Here is a 21,313-nt window from a genome sequence, read left to right on the forward strand (position 1 = left end):
TAGGGTTTGGGTAGAGGGCAAATGGACCCCCAAAATGAAGGCCAGCGGGAATGTTGCAGACATGTTCCCCCTGTTGCCGCGCGGCGCCTTGCGACAGGATCGAGACAACCGGTTTTCATGAAACGGGTCATGCGAGGAAATGCGCGGCAACGCTTCGGCGATGTGGCGCATTTCTATGTTCAAACAGATAAATCCCCTGCCATGTCCCCAGGACCGGGCGGCCCTGCGCCACCGGGATCGACAGCGACACCGGCATCATCGCCGCCTTGATATGGGCGGGCATGTCGTCGGGGCCCTCGTAGGTGTGGGTCAAGTAGGCCATCGACGGGTCGGTGGTCGGCGGCACCAGCCGGGCGAAAAAGTTGTGCAGGTCGGTCTGCACCTCGGGGTCGGCATTCTCCTGGATCAGCAGGCTGCACGAGGTGTGGCGCACGAACAGCGTGAGCACGCCGTCGCCCTGCCCCGAGGTCCAGCGGGTCACCTGCCGGGTAAACTCGTAAAGGCCCTGGCCGTGCGTCGGGATCTCGAACGTGGTCTGCATGGGACGCAGGATGCGCCAGGGAACGCCCGGCGGCAAGGCTCAGCGCAGGAGACGGTGTTCGGTGATCAGGTCCCAGACATCGGCGCAGAAACTTTCGGCGTGACCGGTGGTCAGGTTGAATCCGCGGGTCCTGAGGCGCACCGAATAGTTGCCGTCGTCCCCCAGCCGCGGCCCGTTGACGAGGTCCGGCGCGGGGGTGGTGGTGAAGCTGACCCCTTTCCAGCCCGGGCGGGTCCGGCTGGGGCCGTAGGGTTCGAGGATGTAGATGCGCGGTCTGGCCCCCGGCCCCTGCGCCCGGGCATACTGCCCCGCCGCGCACCAGATCTGCCGCGGCCCGTCGCCACCGCTCGCCACCACCTCGAACCCGCCGGGGACGGGATTGACGGTGAGACCGTTGATGGCGGTGAAGGCATGGGCGGTGGTGGAAAGAGCCACGGCAGTGGTAATGGCGAGGATCAGGCGCATGGCCCCCTCCGTACTTATTGCGGGTGAAGTATCCCGCATTTTGGAGGATTGGGGCAAATCACGATTGGGGGATGAAGGAGCATGAAGGGTGGGTGAAACGCACCATGGCGCGTGGTTAATGGGTGGTGGGTTAGCACCCACCCTACGATTGCTACAGCTTCTCGAACATCTCCAAACAGATTGATCGAACCTCATGGCCCTCAAGGTTTTTCAGGGACGCCCACTTTTTGTCAAACTCGCGGGGAGCTAATGAGGTCTCAACTGCAGTCAGAAGCTGATCGAAGGAAACGAGTGCTCCTTGTTGCAGGCTGAGGTAGAGTAGACATACTCACAACCGTGGCGTTATCTCAGGCTTGGCGGCCATCAACGCATAGATGCAAAGCTGCAATTCCAACTCGTTCAAATCGTTCAGGTCAACGTTTGCGAGCGTGTTGTTCGGGTCTTGGTCGGCATGTTTCAGAAAGTTTGCCACTCGGTTCTGAAAGGACCGTATTTTCTTTTCGTCACCTACTACTCTCGTCAGAATACTTGAGTCCCATTTCTTGAGAACTCTGTTCGACTCGTGCTTCGACAACCCATAAAGCACTCCTCGCGCCGCGCCAATGAGCGTATGAACTGGCTCAGGGCGAAATGCGCGCAACAACAAATACGCGGCCGCCTCCAGCTGGCTTTCGACTGCGCCAAGTTTGGTTACTTCCGTCGGCGGCAAGATCTGCCCCCTACTGATCCAGGAAACTCCGCAGCTTCCGGCTTCGGCTCGGGTGCTTCAACTTCCGCAAAGCCTTGGCCTCGATCTGGCGGATGCGTTCGCGGGTGACGCTGAACTGCTGGCCGACCTCTTCCAGCGTGTGGTCGGTGTTCATGCCGATGCCGAAGCGCATTCTGAGCACCCTTTCCTCACGCGGGGTTAACGATGCGAGCACCCGGGTCGTTGTCTCTTTCAGGTTCTCCTGGATCGCCGAGTCGAGCGGCAGCACCGCGTTCTTGTCCTCGATGAAATCGCCGAGCTGCGAATCCTCCTCGTCGCCGATGGGGGTTTCGAGCGAGATCGGCTCCTTGGCGATCTTCATCACCTTGCGGACCTTTTCGAGCGGCATCTGCAGCTTTTCGGCGAGTTCCTCGGGTGTCGGTTCGCGGCCGATCTCGTGCAGCATCTGGCGGCCGGTGCGCACCAGCTTGTTGATCGTCTCGATCATGTGCACCGGGATGCGGATGGTGCGGGCCTGGTCGGCGATCGAGCGGGTGATCGCCTGGCGGATCCACCAGGTCGCGTAGGTCGAGAACTTGTAGCCGCGGCGGTATTCGAACTTGTCCACCGCCTTCATCAGGCCGATATTGCCTTCCTGAATCAGATCAAGGAATTGCAGGCCACGGTTGGTGTATTTCTTAGCGATCGAGATCACCAGCCGCAGGTTGGCCTCGACCATTTCCTTCTTGGCCTGACGGGCCTCTTTCTCACCCTTCTGGACCTGGTTGACGATGCGGCGGAACTCGGGGATGTCGAGACCGACATATTGCCCCACCTGGGCCATGTCGGCGCGCAGTTCTTCAACCTTGTCGGTCGAGCGTTCGATGAACATCTGCCAGCCGCGGCCCGATTTGGCGCCCATGTCCTCGAGCCACGCCGGATCCAGCTCGCGCCCGCGGTATTCGTCGATGAATTCGCGGCGGTTGATGCGGGCCTGGTCGGCAAGCTTCACCATCGCGCTGTCGATCTGCATGATGCGGCGGTTGATGCCGTAAAGCTGGTCGATCAGGGCCTCGATACGGTTGTTGTGCAGGTGCAGTTCGTTGACCAGTTCAACGATCTCGGCACGCAGCTTCTGATAGGTTTTCTCGTCCTTGTCGGAAAACGAGCCATCTTCGTTCAGCGTTGCCGAAATCCGGCTGTCCTGCATTTCGGACAGCATCGCATAGTCGTCGGCGATGCGGTCAAGCGTTTCGAGAACCCGCGGCTTCAGCGCGGTTTCCATCGCGGCAAGCGACATGTTCGCCTGTTCGTCTTCGTCATCGTCGTCGTCTTTGGCGATCGGGTTGCCGTCGGCGTCGAGCTCGGGCTCGGCTTCCTTCTTGTTGGGCGCCGAGGTTACGTTGGCGGCCTCGACCACCGGCTCTTCGTCCTCTTCAAGCTGGCCCGAAAACGTGGTTTCGAGGTCGATCACGTCGCGCAGCAGGATTTCTTCCGACAGAAGTTCGTCGCGCCAGATGGTGATGGCCTGAAAGGTCAGCGGGCTTTCGCAAAGCCCGGCGATCATGGTGTTGCGCCCGGCCTCGATCCGCTTGGCGATGGCGATCTCGCCTTCGCGGCTCAGCAGTTCGACCGAGCCCATCTCGCGCAGATACATGCGCACCGGATCGTCGGTGCGGTCGAGCTTTTCCTGAGTCCCCGAGCCGAGCGTCAGCTCACCTTTCTGGCCGGCTTCGACCACGGCGGTGGTTTTCTGCTCCTCCTCCTCGGCCTCTTCGTCCTCGATGATGTTGATGCCCATTTCCGAGAGCATCGACATCACGTCTTCGATCTGTTCCGAGGAGACCTGGTCGGGCGGCAGCACCTGGTTGAGCTGGTCGTAGGTGATGTACCCCTTCTCGCGGGCCTCGGCGATCATCTTCTTGACCGCGGTCTGGCTCATGTCGAGCGAGGTTTCGGGTTCCTGATCGTCGGGCTTGCGGTCTTCGGTATCCTTGGCGGCCATGAAATGCTCCTGCTGCGTCGCGTTCTGGGCTCGAATGATTCGCGGGTGATTCGCGTTTCGCCGAATCATGGGCGAGGCGAAGTGATTCGGCCACCCGTTTACCCTGTTTTCTTTACCGTTTCCTCACCAAAACGGGTTATCGTTGCGGTTTGGCATGCTTGATCTGGTTCAGAAGCGCCTCGAAAGCATCGCGTTCGTGACGGTTGATTCGGGCACCGTTTTCGCCAACATCGTATTCGGTCTTGTCTTCCTGGCTGCCATGGACGGCGCGCCCCGCGGCCTCAGCGGCCTGGCTCAGCCGCCAGGTGACGGCCTCGTCCGCGGGGCCAGAGAGATCCTGCTCAGCCTCGGCGATCTCGGCCTGCAGTCCGCGCTTGGCATCGAGCTTGGCAAGTTCTTCGCCCACGGTCATGCGGGCCATCTCGGCGTCCTCGGGATGGCGCAGGGCGGGCACAACGCGCAGGTGGGGCTGGGCGAAGAGCTTTTCAAGCACCGCCTCGCCCATCCGGGCCGACAGGTTCGACAATGACGGCGCGGCGCCCTCGGACAGATGCCGAAGCATCATGTTGCGCAGCGCGTCGTGGTCGGGATCGAGACAGTGCATCCGCTCGAGCGCGCCTTCGAATTCGGCAGCCAGCTCGGGCTGCGAGATCAGCACGGCGAGGATCACCGCCTCGCGCAGGTGGTCCTGGGCGGCATCGCCGGCGGCGACCAGCAGCGAGGACTTTGTGGCAGTCTGCACCTGCGGCTCCGGGCGCCATTTACCCTTCGGCTGCCACTCGCGGCGCGGGTTGAAGAGTTGCCAGCGCAAGTCCTTGATCGCCTGTCCGTAATGCTGTCTGACCGAGGGGTCGCGGATCAGTTTCAGATTTTCTCTCAAGGCCTTGTCCAACGCGGCCTTGCGCTCGGGGCTGTCGAAGACCCGGGCTTCGGTTTCGCGCCGCCACAGCAGGTCGACCATCGGGATCGCCTTTTCGAGCAACGCCTGAAGAGCGCCTCGGCCCTGGCTGCGGATCACGTCGTCGGGGTCCTGACCTTCGGGCATGAGGGCAAAGCGCAGGGAGCGCCCGGCCTCCAAGAGCGGCAGGGCAATGTCGATCACCCGCATCGCCGCGCGCAGGCCGGCGGTGTCGCCATCAAGAGCGATGATCGGCTCGTCCGCGATGCGCCAGAGCAGTTGCAGTTGATGCTCGGTCACGGCGGTGCCCAAAGGCGCCACCGACGCGCCGAACCCGGCCTCGGAAAGCGCGATCACGTCCATGTAGCCTTCGGCCACGATCAGCGGCTGACCCTTGCCCGCGGCCTCGCGCGCCGGGCCGTGGTTGTAGAGGGTGCGGGACTTGTCGAACAGCAGAGTTTCAGGCGAATTCAGATACTTGGCGTTGTCGTTCGGGTCCATCGCCCGGCCGCCGAAGGCGATACAGCGGCCGCGCGGGTCACGGATCGGGAACATGATCCGGTGGCGGAAGGTGTCATAGGGTTTACCGCCCTCGCGGGTCGAGGGTTTTGCCAAGCCGCAATCCAGGATCAGCTGTTGATTCACGGCCTTGCCGCGCAGGTGGTCCCACAGGTTCTGCCAGCCGTCCGGGGCAAAGCCGATCTCGAATTTCTCTTGTGTGTCCAAGGACATTCCCCGGCGGTCGAGATAGTCGCGTGCCTCGGTTCCCGCCCCGGTCTTGAGTTGCAACCGGAAGAACTGCACCGCCTGCTCCATCACCTGCGCCAGTTCGGTGCGGCGGTCGGCCTTTTCCTGCGCGCGCGGGTCGCGGGCGGGCATCTGCATGCCGGACTCGCGGGCGAGGATCTCGACCGCTTCCATGAAGCTTACATTCTCGGTTTCCTTGACGAAGCTGATGGCGTCGCCCTTGGCGTGGCAGCCGAAGCAATAGTAGAATCCCTTGCGGTCATCGACATGAAAAGACGCGGTTTTTTCCTGGTGGAAGGGGCATGGCGCCCACATGTCGCCCTTGCCCTGGTTGGACTTGCGCATGTCCCACATGACCTTGCGGCCCACGACCTGCGCGAGCGAGGTGCGGGTGCGGAGTTCGTCGAGGAAACCGGGGGGCAGCGACATGGATCAAGTATGGGGTTTCACCGGGGGCGCGGCAAGGGTCGGAAGCGCCAGAATTTCGCGCCTCAAATCACCGCATTATTGCTTGAACGCGTTGCACTGCTCTTCGAAGGCGCCGCGCACGTCCGCTTTGAGGTCGTTGCGATGCAGGGTGTAGACATAGCCCACCAGGATCGGCACGGATGCAGCATAGACCGTATCGGTTTCAGCAAGGATGGCCTCTTTCACCTTGGCCTCGGAGCTTCTTTTCTTCCGCATTTCAACGGCTTGACCGACGATTTCGGCCTGGGCGGCGCAGCGGGTCTCGCGTTGTTTGCGGGTTTCGGCCGCCGCCGGCAGGGCAATGGCAGCGACGAGGGCGGCAATTACGAAGCGTTGCATGGGGCATCTCCCTGACAGGTCGGATTCCGGGTCTTTTACCCTGCTCCGCCGGCCATATCACCCCGCAACTTCGTGAGCACCGCACGGTGGGGTTAACGCGCCTCGATGCAGCCAAAGGAGTGGTATGGCACCCTGGCTGGCATGCTGGCTGCGATGCGTATGGCGCCGCAGCGCGGCATTCCTTAAGGGAAAATTGACTAATGCAACGCGCGGTGCCCGGTTACAGCCGGGTGCGGGCGGCCACCGAGGTCATCGCCTCGGTTACGTCATGCACCAGCGTCTTCGCCATCGACCGGAAGGCCATGATGCCGTAGCGGCTCTCGCCGGTGCGCATCAGCACCGCGCTCATATGCGCCAATTCGGTGCGGGCGGCATGACCCTGCCTGAAAACTGAAGGGCGCAAGTCGAGCGGCGTCAAGCGGGCGAGCACGTCGCGGGCACCGTCGCCTTCCAGCGCGACGCAGGCCCAGGCGTCGGTCTGGTCGGTCATGGCGGCGCCGGGAATCGGCTGCAGGGCGGGGCCCAGTACCAGCGCCTGGCCCAACCCGGACCAGACGGCGCGGGCATGGGCCTTGCCGGTGGTGCGGCCCGGTTTCGGAAAGGCGGCCCCCATCTGTGCCTTGAGCGTGCCGGACACCGCGTCCTCCTGCCCCGTAAGCGGCGCCACAGAGGTAATCGCCTCGAAGCTGATCTCGGTCAGCGTCACGGTGCCGATGGTGCGCGGCAAAAGCCCGTCGCAGGGAGTCTTGGCGAGAAGCTCAATCACGGGCGCGGCCTCCTTGCGGGTCGAAGAATACCGGGTGGCAGACCTCGGCGGTGGTTTCGATGCCGCGGACATGATCGACCATGCGGATCTCTTCGCCGATCCGGTCGGGGCCGTTGCGCAGGAAGCCAAGCCCGAGGAAATGCCCGAGCGTGGGTGAGAAACCGACCGAGGTGATGTAGCCCTGGTCGTTCTGGCGGACGGCGTCTTCACCGAGGTTGAAGAGATGCGCCCCGGCGGTGAGCTGTTTCACCGGGCCGGTGGGCTTGAGACCGACGAGCCTTTCGCGGTCGGGATCCATCAGGCCGGGGCGTTCGCTTGCGGTCTTTCCGACGAAATCCTTTTTCTTGCTCATCATGCCCTGCAACCCGACATCGAAGGCGGTGACCCGGCCGTGGATCTCGGAATGGGTGATGAAGCCCTTTTCGATCCTGAGCACGTTGAGCGCCTCCATGCCGTAGGCACCGCCGCCAAGTGTTTCGGCCCGGGCGCGCAGGAGCCGGAACAGGCTTTCGCCATAGCGCGCGGGCACGGCGATTTCATAGGCGTGCTCGCCAGAGAAAGAGATGCGGAAGAGCCGCGCCGAGACGCCGCCAAGCGAGACATCGCCACAGCCCATGAAGGAGAAGGTCTCACCGGTGATGTCGTGATCGAGCAGGCTGTTGAGCAGCTCGCGCGATTTCGGGCCGGCGACGGCGAACTGCGCCCACTGCTCGGTGACCGAGATGAACTGGACGTCAAGCGCGGGGCGCAGGCATTGGTGGACGAAGGCAAGGTGGCGCATCACCTGCCCCGCCGCGGCAGTGGTGGTTGTCATCAGGTAGTGGTGCTCGCCCAGCCGCGCGGTGGTGCCATCGTCCATCACGTGACCATCCTCGCGCAGCATCAGCCCGTAGCGGGTGCGGCCCACCTTCAGTGTTGAGAACATGTTGGTGTAGACGAAATCGAGGAATTCGCCGGCGTCCTGCCCCTGGATGTCGATCTTGCCGAGAGTTGAGACATCGCAGATTCCGACGGCGTTGCGAACATAGCCAACCTCGCGGTCGCAGGATTCCCGCCAGTAGGATTCGCCCGGCTTGGGGAAATAGGACGGGCGGTACCAGAGCCCGGCCTCGACCATCGGGGCCTCTTCGGAGGCGGCGTGCGAGGTGGTGAACCGTTCCGGAGCAAAGCCTTTGCCCCGGGCGCCGGCGGCAATGGCGCCAAGCGTGGTCGGCGTATAGGGCGCGCGGTATGTGGTGGTGCCTGTCTCGGGGATGCTGCGGCCGGTGGCATCGGCGAGGACGGCGAGCGCGCCCATGTTGGAGTTCTTGCCCTGATCCGGGGCCATGCCCTGGGTGGTGTAGCGTTTCATGTGCTCGACCGAGCGGTAGGATTCCTGCGCCGCGAGCTTGACGTCCTTGACGGTGACATCGTTCTGGAAATCGAGCCAGGCGCGGCCGCGGCCGGGCACCGACCAGAGCGGGGTGATATCGTAGGCGCCATCCTCGGCTTTCGGCAGCGGGATGTTCGCGGGCTTGAGGCCGAGATCGGTCAGCGCCGCCTGCGCGGCCTTGCGGCCCTGGGCCAGCGCATCGGCGGTGGTAAAGACGCCGTTGGCGGCGCCCACCGGCTCGAGCCCCGGGACCATGCCTGGCCGGGGGTGGAAAGCGGCCGTGGATTCATCCCATTGCGGGCGGCCGTTCATGTGACAGGTGAGGTGCAGCGACGGGTTCCAGCCCCCAGAGACGGCGAGACAGTCGGCTTGCACCTTCTCGATGCCAGAGGCGGTGGCGATAGATATCGCCTCGAGCCCCTTGCGGCCTTCGGAGCCACAGACCTGACCATGATAAAGCGGCACGTCGAGATCAGTCTGAACGCCGGGGCGGCTGTCGATCAGGGCGGCAACGTGGATACCGTGGTCAATGAGCGCGCGGGCGGTGGCGTGGGCACTGTCGTTGTTGCCGAAGACGGCGACCGAGCGGCCGGGGGCCACCGCATAGCGGTTGAGATAGCTGCGCACGGCGCCCGCCATCATGATGCCGGGGCGGTCGTTGTTCTGGAAGGCGACCGGGCGTTCGAGGGCGCCGGTGGCGAGGACGGCGCGTTTGGCGACGATGCGCCAGAAGGCCTCACGCGGGGCGTCGCCCGGGTGCGGCAGGTGCATCGCCACACGTTCGACCGCCGAAAAGGTGCCGTGGTCATAGGCTCCGGTGACGGTGGTGCGGGACATGCACCGAACGTTGTCCATCTGCGCCAGATCGGCCGCCACGTCGGCCGCCCAGTCAGGGCCGGGCCGGCCGTCGACCTCGGTCAGGTCGGCATTGAGGCGGCCGCCCATGCGGCTGTCTTCGTCGGCGAGGATCACGTCGGCCCCGGCGCGGGCGGCCTCGAGCGCAGCCATTAATCCTGCAGGACCCGCACCGATCACCAGCAGGTCGCAATGGGCGAAGGCGCGTTCATAGCGGTCCTCGTCGGGCAGGCCGGAGAGGGCTCCGAGACCGGCGGCACGGCGGATCGCGGGCTCGTAGAGCATTTCCCAGAAAGCGCGCGGCCACATGAAGGTTTTGTAGTAGAATCCCGCGCCGAAAAACGGGGCGGCCAGATCGTTGAGCGCGAGAAGGTCGAAATTGACACTGGGCCAGCAGTTCTGGCTGCGGGCGGCAAGGCCCTCGTATAGCTCGAGCGTGGTGGCGCGGAGGTTGGGTTCCTGCCCGGCCCCGTGGCCGAGCGTCACCAGCGCGTTGGGTTCTTCCGAGCCAGCGGTCATGATGCCGCGCGGGCGGTGGTACTTGAAGCTGCGGGCGACGGTTTTCAGCCCGTTGGCAATCAGCGCCGAGGCCAGCGTATCACCCTGGACACCCTGATAACTGTGGCCGTCATAACTGAAACGGATGGGGTGGCTGCGGTCGATCAGCCCGCCGGAGGGAAGCCTCATTTTCCGGCCTCCTTCACGTCGCGGGCCAGCTCGACCCTGTGAACCTCGTGGGTGACGGTGTCGCGGGTGACCACGAGCCAGGCGGTGCAGCCGCTGTCATGATACCACAGCTCGCGCGTCGGCCCGGCAGGGTTGTCGCGGTTGTGCAGATAGTCGTTCCAGACCCCGAAGCCCGCCTCGGGGTCGGGGCGATCAAGCGCCAGCGCGTCGCCCTGATAGGTGAATTCGCGACGGTCGCGGGGGCCACAGAGGGGGCAGTCAATGCGCATGTCAGCTGTCCTCGTCGGGCCAGAGGGCGTCGCAGACCGCGCCGTCGACACGGTAGAGCCGGTACGTCACGGGTTGCTGCGGGTGTTCGGCGAGGTCGACGGCGCCGCCGCACTCTTCGGTGTCGCCGACCATCACGTAGCTGGTGCGGATCTCCAAAACGTCACCATCGTCGCGGGTGATCTCGAACCAGCCGCCGTCGCATTCCACCGAACAGCTCCAGTCCGTCTCGCCCCGGCTTCTGTCCTGGTAACAGTGCATCCCACCATCGAACACCTGTCCGCCGAAGCCGTCGCTGGCAACGTGGCCCTGATCCGCAGTCAGAACCCGGACCGAGGCGTAGGTGTCGTCGGTTTCGAATACCTCGTAGGGGATCTTGTAAAAGCTGAGCCATATCTGGTCGACGACCTGGTCCGGGTGGGCGGCGAGATGCGGGTCCGAATAGTCGCGCATGAAGCAGCCCAGGGTCGGTTCGGCCATGGCCGGGGCCGAGACAAGTCCCGCGATCAGGCTAGTGAAGATTGTGTTGCGCACCGGTGCCCTCCTCGTCCATCAGACCGCGACCGGTTTCGAACCGGTCGAGGCGGTAGCGGGTGGCGACCTCGTGTGGCTGGCCGGTGGCCATCAGATGCGCCATGCACCAGCCGCTTGCCGGCACCGCCTTGAAGCCGCCGTAACACCAGCCAGTGTTGACAAAGAGCCCGTCGATATCGGTGCGGTCGATGATCGGCGAACCGTCGGGCGACATGTCCATGATCCCGCCCCAGGATCTGAGCAGCTTGGCCTTGCCGATCATCGGCATAAGGGTGACCCCGGCCTCGATCACGTGCTCGGCGGTGGGCAGGTTGCCGCGCTGGGCGTAGGAGGCATAGAAGTCGATGTCGCCGCCGAAAACCAGCCCGCCCTTGTCGGACTGCGAGATATAGAAATGCCCCATGCCGAAGGTCACCACGTGATCGACGCAGGGCTTCAGCCCCTCGGTAACGAAGGCCTGGAGCACATGGCTTTCGATCGGCAGACGCATGCCCGCCATCGCCGCAACCTGGCCCGAGCGGCCGGCGACAACCATGCCGACCTTCCTGGCCTTGATCACGCCGCGGCTGGTCTGGACGCCCACGACCTTGCCGGCCTCGATGTCGATGCCGGTGACCTCGCAATTCTGGATCAGATCGACACCGCGCTGGTCGGCACCACGAGCGTAGCCCCAGGCGACGGCATCATGCCGGGCGGTGCCGCCGCGGGGGTGGTAGAGGCCGCCGCGGATCGGGAACCGTTCCTGGTCGTAGTTGAGATAGGGGAGCAGTTTGCGCACCCCGTCGCGGTCCAACAGGATGGCATCGTCGCCCTGGTTGACCATGGCGTTGGCCCGCCGCGCGGCGGCGTCGCGGGAACCGTCGGAGTGGAACAGGTTGATGATGCCGCGCTGGGAATGCATCACGTTGTAGTTCAGGTCCTGTTCCAGGCCTTCCCACAGCTCGAGCGAATGCGAATAGAACTCGGAATTGCCGGGCAGGCCGTAGTTGGCGCGCACGATGGTGGTGTTGCGCCCGACATTGCCGCCGCCGAGATATCCCTTTTCCAGCACGGCGATGTTGGTCATACCGTGGTTCTTGGCCAGGTAATAGGCGGTCGAGAGCCCATGGCCACCGCCGCCGATGATCACGGCATCGTATTCCGGTTTCGGCGCCGGGTCGCGCCAATGCGGCGCCCAGCCACGGTTGCCGGTCAGCCCTTCTTTCAAAATTTTCAGCGCGGAAAAGCGCATGTGTCCCCCTGCCCCATACCGGGACTCGGCCAGAAGTGAACCAACTTGCTGGCAGCTTAGCAACCTGCGGCCGGGGTGCAATCGCGGGAAGCCGACAAAAACCGGCCCGGGCGCGACAGCGACCCGGGCCGGTCAGAATCTTTGGTGTTCTGTTGCGTCGGAGCGTGACCGGGGATCACTGCACCATGCGGAAATAGTCGGCGGTATAGATGTTCTCCATGCCGCTGCCGGCGCAGTGGCTCATCGACATGTTCGACGTACCGGAGATCCCGGCGCCCGAGACGATCGACGCCCCTTGGATGCCATCGGCCCGGGCCGCGAAAAGAACATCATCCCTGGCCAGGATCTGGCTGCCGAACATCGCCAGATTGGCGGCGACGTCGACCCCGCCCAGAGTCAGCAGCACCGAGCCGCCGCCTTCGGCGCAGGCATCGTCGCGGCCGAGTTGCAGACCGCTGGGCGCGGTGATCGACTTGGCGCTCGTATTGGTGGTCACAATCACCGAGTCTTCGATAACAGCGCCCTGTTCGAAGGTGATCTTGCAGTTGGTGACGAGCAGTATGTCCGAGAACAGTTGGCCGTCAAACTTGAGCGCGTTGCCGCCATTGCACCAGATCTTGTGCTTGCGACCGGTGGTGAAATCGGACGGCACGACAGTATTGTTCGCATCGACGGCGATGAAGCCCGCGCCGGTGATGAAATCGGGCACGTAGTCGGCCTCGCCCGCGTTCAGGCTGAACACCATGTCTTCCAGACGGTTGATGATGCGCAGGCGGTAGGCGCCGTCGCGCAGCGCCAGGTCGAGGCCTTCGTTGGTCTCGAAGCCGGACTGCGGCAGGTCGACTTCAGACTTGTCAGGCATCGACACCACGGTGCCGGGCTCGAAGAAGTTGTTCGAGTTGAGCGACACGTAGGTGTTCGAGTGCAGACAGAAGCCGTTGAAATAGCTGTTGTTCGACTGGATATCGACCACATCCTCGCCGACGAAGCCTTCGGTGAAGCAGGCCGGCTGGTAGGTCTCGAACACGGCGTTGCGCCGCACGTCGAATTTTTCGCGTCCGATCAGGCCAAGCAGGATCGAACCGGTCGAGTTGTCGCGTTCCATGATGCGTTGCGTGCTGACCATCACGGCAGTTTTCGAATTGGGGTCGGGTGAGAAGGTGCGGCTTTCGCGGTCCCAGGTGCCGAAGACGATGTCGCCGGGCATGATCGCGTTGCCCTGGCTCGCATAGGGCAGCATCGTGTCGGCGATGTCCATCGCGGCGGTGACCGCCTCGTCGGCGCTGTTCAGTTCGCGATTGTAGAGCGCGGCGTGGGCGACGGCGTCGGCGCCGACCTGAAGTTCGGTGCGATGCCCCATCAGCTTGTTGAAGTCGACGGCGAGCCCCCCCATCACCAGCGTCGTCAACAGGAAGAAGAAGGCCAGGATCGAGGTGCTGCCGGCGTCGTCATCAAGGAATGTTCCGACCATCGTCGCGGGGTTTTTGGAGTTTCTGTTGTCCATCTCAAGACCTCCGAATTTCAGAACTCGACCACGTGCTCGGCCTGCACGGTGATCTGTGTTGTCGAGAAGAACTGTTTGCCCAGGCCCTTCAGCGGCATCATGTCGAAGGCCGGGATCGAGAGCTGTGTCTTGATGATCCCGCCGTCGACGACGGTGTCGACCGTCACGTTCGGGCTCAGATAGGCCAGTTCCTGGGTGATATGCTGCTCGGTCTCGATATCGGTTGTGAACCAACCAAGGGAAAACGCCCGATTGGCATCCTGCACGACTCGCAACATCTGGGATTCGTTGAAGAAGACCATCGCGACATTGACCATGAACGCGAGGAAGAACACGAAGATCGGTACCCAGATGACAGCTTCTATCGTCTGACTGCCGGATTCCGACCGGACGAAGTCGCGGAAATAATGGTTCAGCTTTTTCATTTTGTTGTCCACAGCGGTTGGGTTTGACTAACGCGCACCGGGCAGGCACCGGCACCGCACAATCGAGAAAAGGAACACTCGCTAAGGTAGAGAGAATTCCAGTCGCCGCTCGTGGCACAAATGGGGCGGAAATGGGGAGCAAAGGAAAACTTCGGCTCGTGTTTTGCCGAAATTGCCGCCCGTCGGCGGAACTTTGCCGCACTGTTGCGCAACTTTCTGCCGAAAATGCCGAAATACGGCAAAAGGGCCGCAAAATGCTGGTCAGAGACCTTTGGCGCGATAGCTGGCCGCCACCCGGTCGATCGAGACGAGATAGGCGGCCATGCGCAGATCCTCGACATCGTCGCGCGCGTGCCAGACCTCGTGCATCGACTGGTAGGCGGTACGCATCGTGTCGTCGAGGCCGGAGCGCACGAGTTCGAGCTCGTCGGCGCCGCGCAGATACCTATCCTTGAACTCGGGGCGCAGCGACCAGGCATCGCCGAGATAGCGGTCGAGCCGTTCAAGTTCGTCGACCACAAGCTGGTGGCGGGCCTCTTCCTGGCGGCGCTGCATGCGGCCGAAGCGGATATGGGAGAGGTTCTTGACCCACTCGAAATAGGACACCGTCACGCCGCCGGCATTGGCATACATGTCGGGAATGATGACCACGCCCTTGGCGCGCAGCACTTCGTCGGCCCCGGCGGTGACCGGGCCATTGGCGGCCTCGATGATCAGCGGGGCCTTGATCCGCTCGGCATTCTGCAGGTTGATGACGCCTTCGAAGGCGGCCGGGATCAGGACATCGCATTCCTCTTCCAGAACGGCGGCGCCCTCGGCGGTGTGGGTGGCATCGGGAAAGTTCGCGACCCCGCCATGCTTGACCAGCCAGGCGTGCACCGCGCCGACATCGAGCCCGGCGGGATCGAACAGAGCGCCGTCACGCTCGATGATGCCGGTGATGCGGCAGCCGTCTTCCTCCTGAAGGAACTTGGCAGCGTGGTATCCGACATTGCCCAGCCCCTGGACGATCACCCGTTTGCCGTCGAGCTTGCCCGACAACCCGGCCTTGGCCACGTCCTCGGGGTGGCGGAAGAATTCACGCAGGGCATACTGCACCCCCCGGCCCGTCGCCTCGACCCGGCCGGCGATGCCGCCGGCGTTGAGCGGCTTACCGGTGACGCAGGCGCGGGCATTGATGTCGGTGGTGTTCATCCGGGCATACTGGTCGGCGATCCAGGCCATTTCCCGCTCGCCGGTGCCCATGTCGGGGGCGGGCACGTTCTGTGACGGGTTGATCAGGTCGCGCTTGGCCAGTTCATAGGCGAAGCGCCGTGTGATCAGTTCAAGCTCGTGATCGTCGTATTGCCGCGGGTCGATCCGCAAACCGCCCTTGGAGCCGCCGAACGGGGTTTCGACCAGGGCACATTTATAGGTCATCAGCGCCGCCAGCGCCTCGACCTCGTCCTGGTTCACGCCCATGGCATAGCGGATGCCGCCCTTGACCGGCTCCATGTGTTCGGAATGGACCGAGCGATAGCCGGTGAAGGTCTGGATCTGGCCACGCAGCCGGACCCCGAAACGTACCGTGTAAGTGGCGTTGCAGACCCGGATCTTCTCTTCCAGCCCCGGCGGCAGGTCCATGATCGCGACGGCACGGTTGAACATCAGATCGACGCTTTCGCGGAAACTGGGTTCTTGAGTGGTGGACATATCCATGTGCATGCCTCCGGACACGGGTTCATCTTCGGGCACGACTCGTCCCCTCACCTGACAGATTGTCGCAGGTTCGGGCAGAATGGCAAACAACCCTTTCCAAGGCGCTAACACCAGGCCGATCCGCCCGCTGGGTGACGCCGGATCAGTTTGCGGCATTTTCCCGGCACCGCGCGCGGTGGTCGCAGCAAGCACGGGCAAATTTGGTTCGAATTGTCGACAAATCGAGAACACCGCCGCGCTGGCGCACGGATTGCACGCAATCGGCCAACAAACCCGCCAATTTTCCCTGTTTTTCGCCAAATTTTCGCCGCTTTTCAGAGCGATAAGGAAGCTTGGGTTTTCATATCCGGTCGTGGGGACAGATCGGGAAGGCCCGTCACTTGGGTGAGAGTAACGACATGACGGATACTGCGTCGAAGACCACAGACGGCACACCGGGCAGCCTGGTGTCACCGTGCGCCGTGCGGCTTGCACGCGTCGCCGGGAAACTCCGCACATTCCGCCGCGACGAAAGCGGCGTGATGATCGCCTACTCGGTCGTCTTTTTCCTCATCATGCTGATCATCGGCGGGATCGGCGTCGATTTCATGCATTACGAAATGAAGCGCACGCGACTGCAGAACACGCTCGACCGGGCCGTGCTGGCGGCGGCCGACATGCAGCAACCGCTTGATCCGGCAGCGGTGGTCGAGGACTATCTCGCCAAGGCGGGGCTGAATGCCACCCTGACCGCGGCTCCGACGGTGAACGCCGGCCTTAACTACCGCGATGTGACCGCCGGCGCGACGCTGATCGTGCCGACCCAATTCATTCACATGCTGGGCTTCGACTCTCTGGTCGCCCCGGCGCTGGCCCAGGCCGAGGAAAAGATCGAGGCCGTGGAAATCGCGCTGGTGCTCGATATCTCGGGCTCGATGGGCTCGAACAACCGGCTGGTGAACCTCAAACCGGCGGCGCGGGAATTCATCGACGCGGTGATGGACCTGACCCAAGCCGGCGGCGTTTCGGTGTCGATCGTTCCCTACAACACCCAGGTGAACGCGGGCGAGACACTGCTGCAGCACTACGACGTGTCAAACGAGCACAATTTCTCGAACTGCGTCAACTTCGAGGACCAGCACTTCGACAGCGCGGCGCTTGATCCCGCTGAGAGCCTCGAGCGGACGATGCATTTCGACATGTTCTCGTACTACAGCGGCGAAACAGACCCGTCGAACCCGAGCTATCCGCCGAACGGGTCCGAACTGCCGAAACCGGTCTGCCCGACGCGGGCGGGTTCGGAAATCACGGTCATGAGCACGGACGCGGCCGCGCTGAAAAACCAGATCAACGCGCTGACCGCCGGCGGCAACACTTCGATCGATATCGGCATGAAATGGGCCGCGACGCTGCTCGATCCGGGCACCCGGCCGGTGATCACCCAGATGATCGCCGACGGCGATGTCAACGCCTTCAATGCGGGCCGGCCGCTGGACTATGGCACCCCGAACACGATGAAGGTGATCGTGGTGATGACCGACGGCCAGAACACCAATCAGTACAAACTGCCGGACACGATGCGGGACGCCCGGTCCGATGTCTATTACTTCCCCGGCGAGCCCGGCCGGATTTCGATCCGCTACAACCGTTCCAGTCCCGAAAAATTCTACTACCCGCATTCCGACACCTGGAACACGAAACCCTACGGTTGGAGCGGCGATTTCATCGACGACAACAATGACGGCGAACCCGATGACGGCGTGGTGAGCGTGGTGCAGCGGCTGTCCTATCAAGAGCTGTTCGCCTGGTACTCGGTGGCGCAGAATGCCCGGTATCACTACGGACCGCTGGAACAAACCCTGGGCGGCGACGGCTATGGCCGGGCCTGGGACGAGTGGTACAGCAACCTGCCGGAGGTCGTGAACGGGACGATGAAGGACACACGCCTGCAGAACATCTGCGGCGCGGCCAAGACGGAAGGCGTGATGATCTATGCCATCGGCTTCGAGGCGACCAGCAACGGCAACAGCCAACTGCGCAACTGCGCCAGCTCGCCGAGCCATTTCTTCAACGCCACCGGGGTCAGCATCCGGGACGTGTTCCAGGCGATTGCCATCTCGATTGCGCAACTGAGGCTGACACAATGAGCCGCTGGACAGACCGTATCATGACCCCGTTGCGCCGGTTCCGGCGCTCGGAGGCCGGCACCGCGACGGTGGAATTCGCCATCATCTTTCCGTTTTACGTGACCCTGTTCATGACCACGGTGGAACTGGGGATGATCACCTTCCGGCACTCGATGCTGGAGCGCGGGCTCGACCTGGCGGTGCGCGACGTCCGCCTCGGCACCGGAACGAACCCGAGCCATGACGAGATCAAGGACCGGATCTGCACCTATGCCGGGGTTCTGCCGAACTGCACAGACAACCTGCGGCTGGAAATGACCGTCGTCGATCCGCGCAACTATGTCTCGCCGACGGCGTCGGCCGACTGCATCGACCATTCCGAAGCATCCAACCCGCTGCGCGCCTTCGTCAACGGCGCCGCGAACGAGATGATGATGCTGCGAGCCTGTTATGTCTTCTCGCCGCTCTTCCCGACCGCCGGTCTGGGGTATTCTCTTTCCAAAGACGGTGCCGGCAATACCGCCATGGTGGCAACGTCGGCCTTTGTGCAGGAGCCAAGCTGATGCGCCTGACGTTCCCGCAGATTTCCCTGCCTCGCCTGTTGCGCGCCCGGATTGCCGCATTTGCCGGTGAAACCCGCGGCTCGGTTACGGTCGAGGCCGTGATCATGCTGCCGATCCTGGTCTGGGCCTATACCGCACTTTACACCTTTTTCGACGCCTATCGGCAAACCTCGATCAACCACAAGGCCGCCTACACGATCTCGGACATGATCTCGCGCGAGACGACCGAGATCAACGATCAGTTCATCGACGGCGCCTACCAGATGCTGAACTTTCTCACCCGGTCGACCGACGCGCGCGACATGCGCGTGACCATCGTCCGCTATCACGAGGACACGACTTCGTATGATGTGGAATGGTCCGAAACCCGCGGTTCGGTCAGCGCGCTGGCCAGCGGCGATCTTATCGGCTGGGAAGACCGGCTGCCGGTGATGGTGGACCAGGAGGTGCTGATCCTGGTGCAAACCTGGACGGACTACTCCGCCCCGTTCGGCATCGTGGGTCTGAACAACCAGACGATCGAGACTTTCGTGTTCACCCGGCCCCGCTTTGCCATGCAGGTCTGCTGGGAGACCTGTGAAGCCTGACGGGTCTGCCCGCCCGCGCAGCGCCCGGCCGGCGCGGCAGACGCGGATCCGGACACAATTCATGAAGATTGCATCCGCCGCGCCATGTCGCATTTGTCGATGGCGCGGCGCATCGATGGGCAGTGCCGGGCCCCGGGGAGTGACACTTTCCGACGGCGCGACCGCGACCGGAACATGCGCGCAGCCCCCGGCGCGAACCGAACCGGGGCGAAACTGAGGCAAGGGCGTGGCGCGGATTGCCCGATGCTTCCCAAAAAAGCTCCAAAAAAAGTCCTAGATGGTCACGTTTTCGCCCGCAACCGGACGAAAAAAGGACCCAACTATGAACTTAAATCATCCTTGGAAAAGTGGCCTGACGTGCCACGAAGCTGAGAAAAAGAAAGAGTTGGGACAATGTCTAAACGCGGAACAAACCACAGCGGTGACACCCGATTTACCAATTGCCATGCTGCCAGCGACTCGGCTGACGTTCTACCGGTGATCCGTCGCGCGGAAAACTATCTGCGCCGGTTCCGGAAAGATGAAAGCGGCGTGTTGATCGGTTTCGGTGTGTTCCTGATCCTGATGATGCTTGCCGTCGGCGGCATCGGGGTCGACTTCATGCGCTTCGAATTCAACCGTACATCGCTGCAGGCGACGTTGGACCGGGCCGTTCTGGCCGCGGCCGACCTCGACCAGACACTCGACGCGAATTACGTGGTGCAGGACTATTTCGCCAAATCCGACATCGCCGAGTACCTGAAGACGATCACCGTCGACGAAGGCGTGAGCCACAAGCAAGTGTCGGCGACCGCCGAAATCGAGATGGCGACGCAGCTCATCCACATGGTCGGGGTCGATACGCTCACGGCCAGGGCCGCCGGCACCGCCAAGGAAAGCATCGGCAACGTCGAAATCTCGCTGGTGCTCGACGTGTCGGGATCGATGGGCTGGCACAACCGCCTGACCAACATGAAAACCGCCGCCAAGGACTTCGTCGATCTTGTCATCAACAATTCGCCCCCGGGCGACGTGTCGATTTCGCTGGTGCCCTACGCCACCCAGGTGTCGCTGGGCGAAACCATGTTCGATGAATACAACACGACACGCGATCACAACTATTCGCACTGCATCGACTTCCTTGCCGACGAATTCAACAACACCCAGATTCTGCCGACCGAGCCGCTGCAACAGACGGCGCATTTCGATCCGTGGAACACCGCCCCGGTGCCGTCGGGTCAGTCGCTGGCCCGCCCGGTCTGCCCGACCAACCCCAACACCCGCATCCTGCCGCTGTCGAAGAACGCGCTGGCCTTGAAGAACCATATCGATGGGCTGACCGCGGGCGGCAACACGTCGATCGACCTGGGCATGAAATGGGGTGCGGCGCTGCTTGATCCGACTTCGCGGCCGGTGGTCAACAACCTGATAACCGCCGGCGAGATCGACGCGGAGTTCGCCGACCGACCGAAACTCTATGATCCGATTCAAAACCTCAAGGTCGCGATCATCATGACGGATGGTGAGCACACCGAGCAGCCTTACATGCTGTCGCCCTATACCGATACGCTGTCGGATATCTGGATGCACAATTCGGGCAAGTTCTCGGTCAAGCACAACAGCCAGTGGTACTATCCGCATGACGGCTCCTGGAACGATGCGCCCTACAAGGACAGCAATGGCCAGGGTTCGAACCGCCTGACCTACCCGGAACTGCACAACCTTCACCCACTGAAGTATCTCGCAGTGACCCTCTGGAGCGACATTCTGGGCAGTGAAACTGCCGCAATTTCCGGCAAGGCCGAAGGCAAGTACGAGGTTCACAACGTCGGCTGGAAAGACCAGCGCCTTGACCAGGTGTGCACGGTCGCGAAGAACCAGGGCATCATCGTCTTCACCATCGCCTACGAAGCCCCGCGCAACGGTCAGCGGGTTCTGCAAAAATGCGCCAGCTCGGACGGTCACTACTTCGACGCCGAAGGGCTGGAACTCGGAGACGCCTTCGTCGCCATCGCATCCTCGATCTCGAAACTGAGGCTGGTACAATGAGTATGATGATCCCACTGGCCCGACATCTGCGGCGGTTCCGCCGCCGCGATGAGGGCACCGCGACAATCGAATTCGCGATCCTCTTCCCCGCGTTCGTGATGATCCTGCTGAGCAGCGTCGAACAGGGCATGATCACCATGCAACACTCGATGCTGGAGCGTGGTCTCGACGTGGCGGTGCGCAACGTCCGTCTCGGCACCGGTGATGCGCCGCAGCATGACGAGATCAAGGCACAGATCTGCGAGTATGCCGGGGTTCTGAAGAACTGCGACACCACGCTGCGGCTGGAGATGGTCCAGGTCGACCTGCGCAACCAGGTGGCGTTCGACAGAAGCGCCGACTGTGTCGACACCTCGGAAGCGGTCCAACCGGTCCGCAACTTCGTCAACGGACGCGAGAATGACCTGATGCTGCTCAGGGCCTGCGTCAAGATCGACCCGATCTTCCCGACCACCGGCCTGGGCAAACAGCTGGCCAAGGATGGTGCCGGGCAAGTGGCCCTGGTTGCAATGTCCGCCTTCGTGCAGGAGCCTGAATAAC

General features: G+C 62.9%; 19 protein-coding genes. 5 read left to right on the forward strand and 14 right to left on the reverse strand.

The genetic code is table 11. The features are described 5' to 3' along the window. Window positions 1-127: 127 nt before the first annotated feature. The 14 genes from NO357_RS05920 to NO357_RS05985 all read right to left on the reverse strand — a co-directional run bounded on the left by NO357_RS05920 (window position 128) and on the right by NO357_RS05985 (window position 15,484). Window positions 128-541, reverse strand: coding sequence for a secondary thiamine-phosphate synthase enzyme YjbQ (locus tag NO357_RS05920; protein ID WP_306734683.1), 414 nt, complete (start codon window positions 539-541; stop codon window positions 128-130). 39 nt (window positions 542-580) lie between these two features. After that, window positions 581-1,006, reverse strand: a complete 426-nt coding sequence (locus NO357_RS05925; protein ID WP_306734684.1) for a hypothetical protein — start codon at window positions 1,004-1,006, stop codon at window positions 581-583. 328 nt (window positions 1,007-1,334) lie between these two features. Then, window positions 1,335-1,715: a hypothetical protein gene (locus tag NO357_RS05930; protein ID WP_306734685.1), complete on the reverse strand. Its 381-nt coding sequence runs from the start codon at window positions 1,713-1,715 to the stop codon at window positions 1,335-1,337. Window positions 1,716-1,725: 10 nt separating this feature from the next. Continuing rightward, the gene (gene rpoD / locus NO357_RS05935) at window positions 1,726-3,699 is read right to left on the reverse strand and encodes an RNA polymerase sigma factor RpoD (RefSeq protein WP_306734686.1); all 1,974 of its coding nucleotides are present in this window, start codon (window positions 3,697-3,699) and stop codon (window positions 1,726-1,728) included. Between the two features lie 136 nt (window positions 3,700-3,835). Continuing rightward, window positions 3,836-5,773: a DNA primase gene (dnaG, locus tag NO357_RS05940; protein ID WP_306734687.1), complete on the reverse strand. Its 1,938-nt coding sequence runs from the start codon at window positions 5,771-5,773 to the stop codon at window positions 3,836-3,838. Between the two features lie 75 nt (window positions 5,774-5,848). After that, window positions 5,849-6,151, reverse strand: a complete 303-nt coding sequence (locus NO357_RS05945; protein ID WP_306734688.1) for a hypothetical protein — start codon at window positions 6,149-6,151, stop codon at window positions 5,849-5,851. Window positions 6,152-6,371: 220 nt separating this feature from the next. Further along, window positions 6,372-6,917, reverse strand: a complete 546-nt coding sequence (locus tag NO357_RS05950; RefSeq protein ID WP_306734689.1) for a sarcosine oxidase subunit gamma — start codon at window positions 6,915-6,917, stop codon at window positions 6,372-6,374. Beyond that, window positions 6,910-9,831, reverse strand: a complete 2,922-nt coding sequence (locus NO357_RS05955) for a sarcosine oxidase subunit alpha family protein (RefSeq protein ID WP_306734690.1) — start codon at window positions 9,829-9,831, stop codon at window positions 6,910-6,912. Before NO357_RS05955 ends, NO357_RS05950 begins: the two co-directional genes overlap by 8 nt. After that, complete coding sequence (locus tag NO357_RS05960) at window positions 9,828-10,100, reverse strand: sarcosine oxidase subunit delta (RefSeq protein ID WP_306734691.1); 273 nt, start codon at window positions 10,098-10,100, stop codon at window positions 9,828-9,830. The genes NO357_RS05955 and NO357_RS05960 overlap by 4 nt, the downstream gene beginning before the upstream one ends. A gap of 1 nt (window position 10,101) precedes the next feature. Next, window positions 10,102-10,632, reverse strand: a complete 531-nt coding sequence (locus tag NO357_RS05965) for a hypothetical protein (protein WP_306734692.1) — start codon at window positions 10,630-10,632, stop codon at window positions 10,102-10,104. Then, window positions 10,610-11,863 (reverse strand): sarcosine oxidase subunit beta family protein, encoded by a 1,254-nt coding sequence (locus tag NO357_RS05970; RefSeq protein ID WP_306734693.1) that lies wholly within the window; start codon window positions 11,861-11,863, stop codon window positions 10,610-10,612. The genes NO357_RS05965 and NO357_RS05970 overlap by 23 nt, the downstream gene beginning before the upstream one ends. A 175-nt stretch (window positions 11,864-12,038) precedes the next feature. Next, complete coding sequence (locus NO357_RS05975) at window positions 12,039-13,367, reverse strand: Tad domain-containing protein (RefSeq protein ID WP_306734694.1); 1,329 nt, start codon at window positions 13,365-13,367, stop codon at window positions 12,039-12,041. 17 nt (window positions 13,368-13,384) lie between these two features. After that, window positions 13,385-13,792, reverse strand: a complete 408-nt coding sequence (locus NO357_RS05980; protein ID WP_306734695.1) for a TadE/TadG family type IV pilus assembly protein — start codon at window positions 13,790-13,792, stop codon at window positions 13,385-13,387. A 261-nt stretch (window positions 13,793-14,053) separates the two neighbouring features. Next, the gene (locus NO357_RS05985; RefSeq protein ID WP_306734775.1) at window positions 14,054-15,484 is read right to left on the reverse strand and encodes a Glu/Leu/Phe/Val family dehydrogenase; all 1,431 of its coding nucleotides are present in this window, start codon (window positions 15,482-15,484) and stop codon (window positions 14,054-14,056) included. A 404-nt stretch (window positions 15,485-15,888) separates the two neighbouring features. Here NO357_RS05985 and NO357_RS05990 point away from each other — a divergent pair, with 404 nt between their 5' ends. The 5 genes from NO357_RS05990 to NO357_RS06010 all read left to right on the forward strand — a co-directional run bounded on the left by NO357_RS05990 (window position 15,889) and on the right by NO357_RS06010 (window position 21,312). Next, on the forward strand, window positions 15,889-17,616 hold the full coding sequence (locus NO357_RS05990) for a TadE/TadG family type IV pilus assembly protein (protein WP_306734696.1): 1,728 nt from the start codon (window positions 15,889-15,891) through the stop codon (window positions 17,614-17,616). Further along, entirely contained in the window at window positions 17,613-18,158 is a 546-nt protein-coding gene (locus NO357_RS05995) for a TadE/TadG family type IV pilus assembly protein (RefSeq protein ID WP_306734697.1), read from the forward strand. Before NO357_RS05990 ends, NO357_RS05995 begins: the two co-directional genes overlap by 4 nt. Then, window positions 18,158-18,745, forward strand: coding sequence for a TadE/TadG family type IV pilus assembly protein (locus tag NO357_RS06000; RefSeq protein WP_306734698.1), 588 nt, complete (start codon window positions 18,158-18,160; stop codon window positions 18,743-18,745). Before NO357_RS05995 ends, NO357_RS06000 begins: the two co-directional genes overlap by 1 nt. A gap of 393 nt (window positions 18,746-19,138) precedes the next feature. Continuing rightward, window positions 19,139-20,773 (forward strand): TadE/TadG family type IV pilus assembly protein, encoded by a 1,635-nt coding sequence (locus NO357_RS06005; protein ID WP_306734699.1) that lies wholly within the window; start codon window positions 19,139-19,141, stop codon window positions 20,771-20,773. Beyond that, window positions 20,770-21,312, forward strand: coding sequence for a TadE/TadG family type IV pilus assembly protein (locus NO357_RS06010; RefSeq protein WP_306734701.1), 543 nt, complete (start codon window positions 20,770-20,772; stop codon window positions 21,310-21,312). The genes NO357_RS06005 and NO357_RS06010 overlap by 4 nt, the downstream gene beginning before the upstream one ends. The last annotated feature ends 1 nt before the right edge of the window (window position 21,313 follow it).

The organism is Marimonas arenosa (genome assembly GCF_030848945.1).
In the GTDB taxonomy this organism is placed as follows: Bacteria; Pseudomonadota; Alphaproteobacteria; order Rhodobacterales; family Rhodobacteraceae; genus Marimonas; species Marimonas arenosa.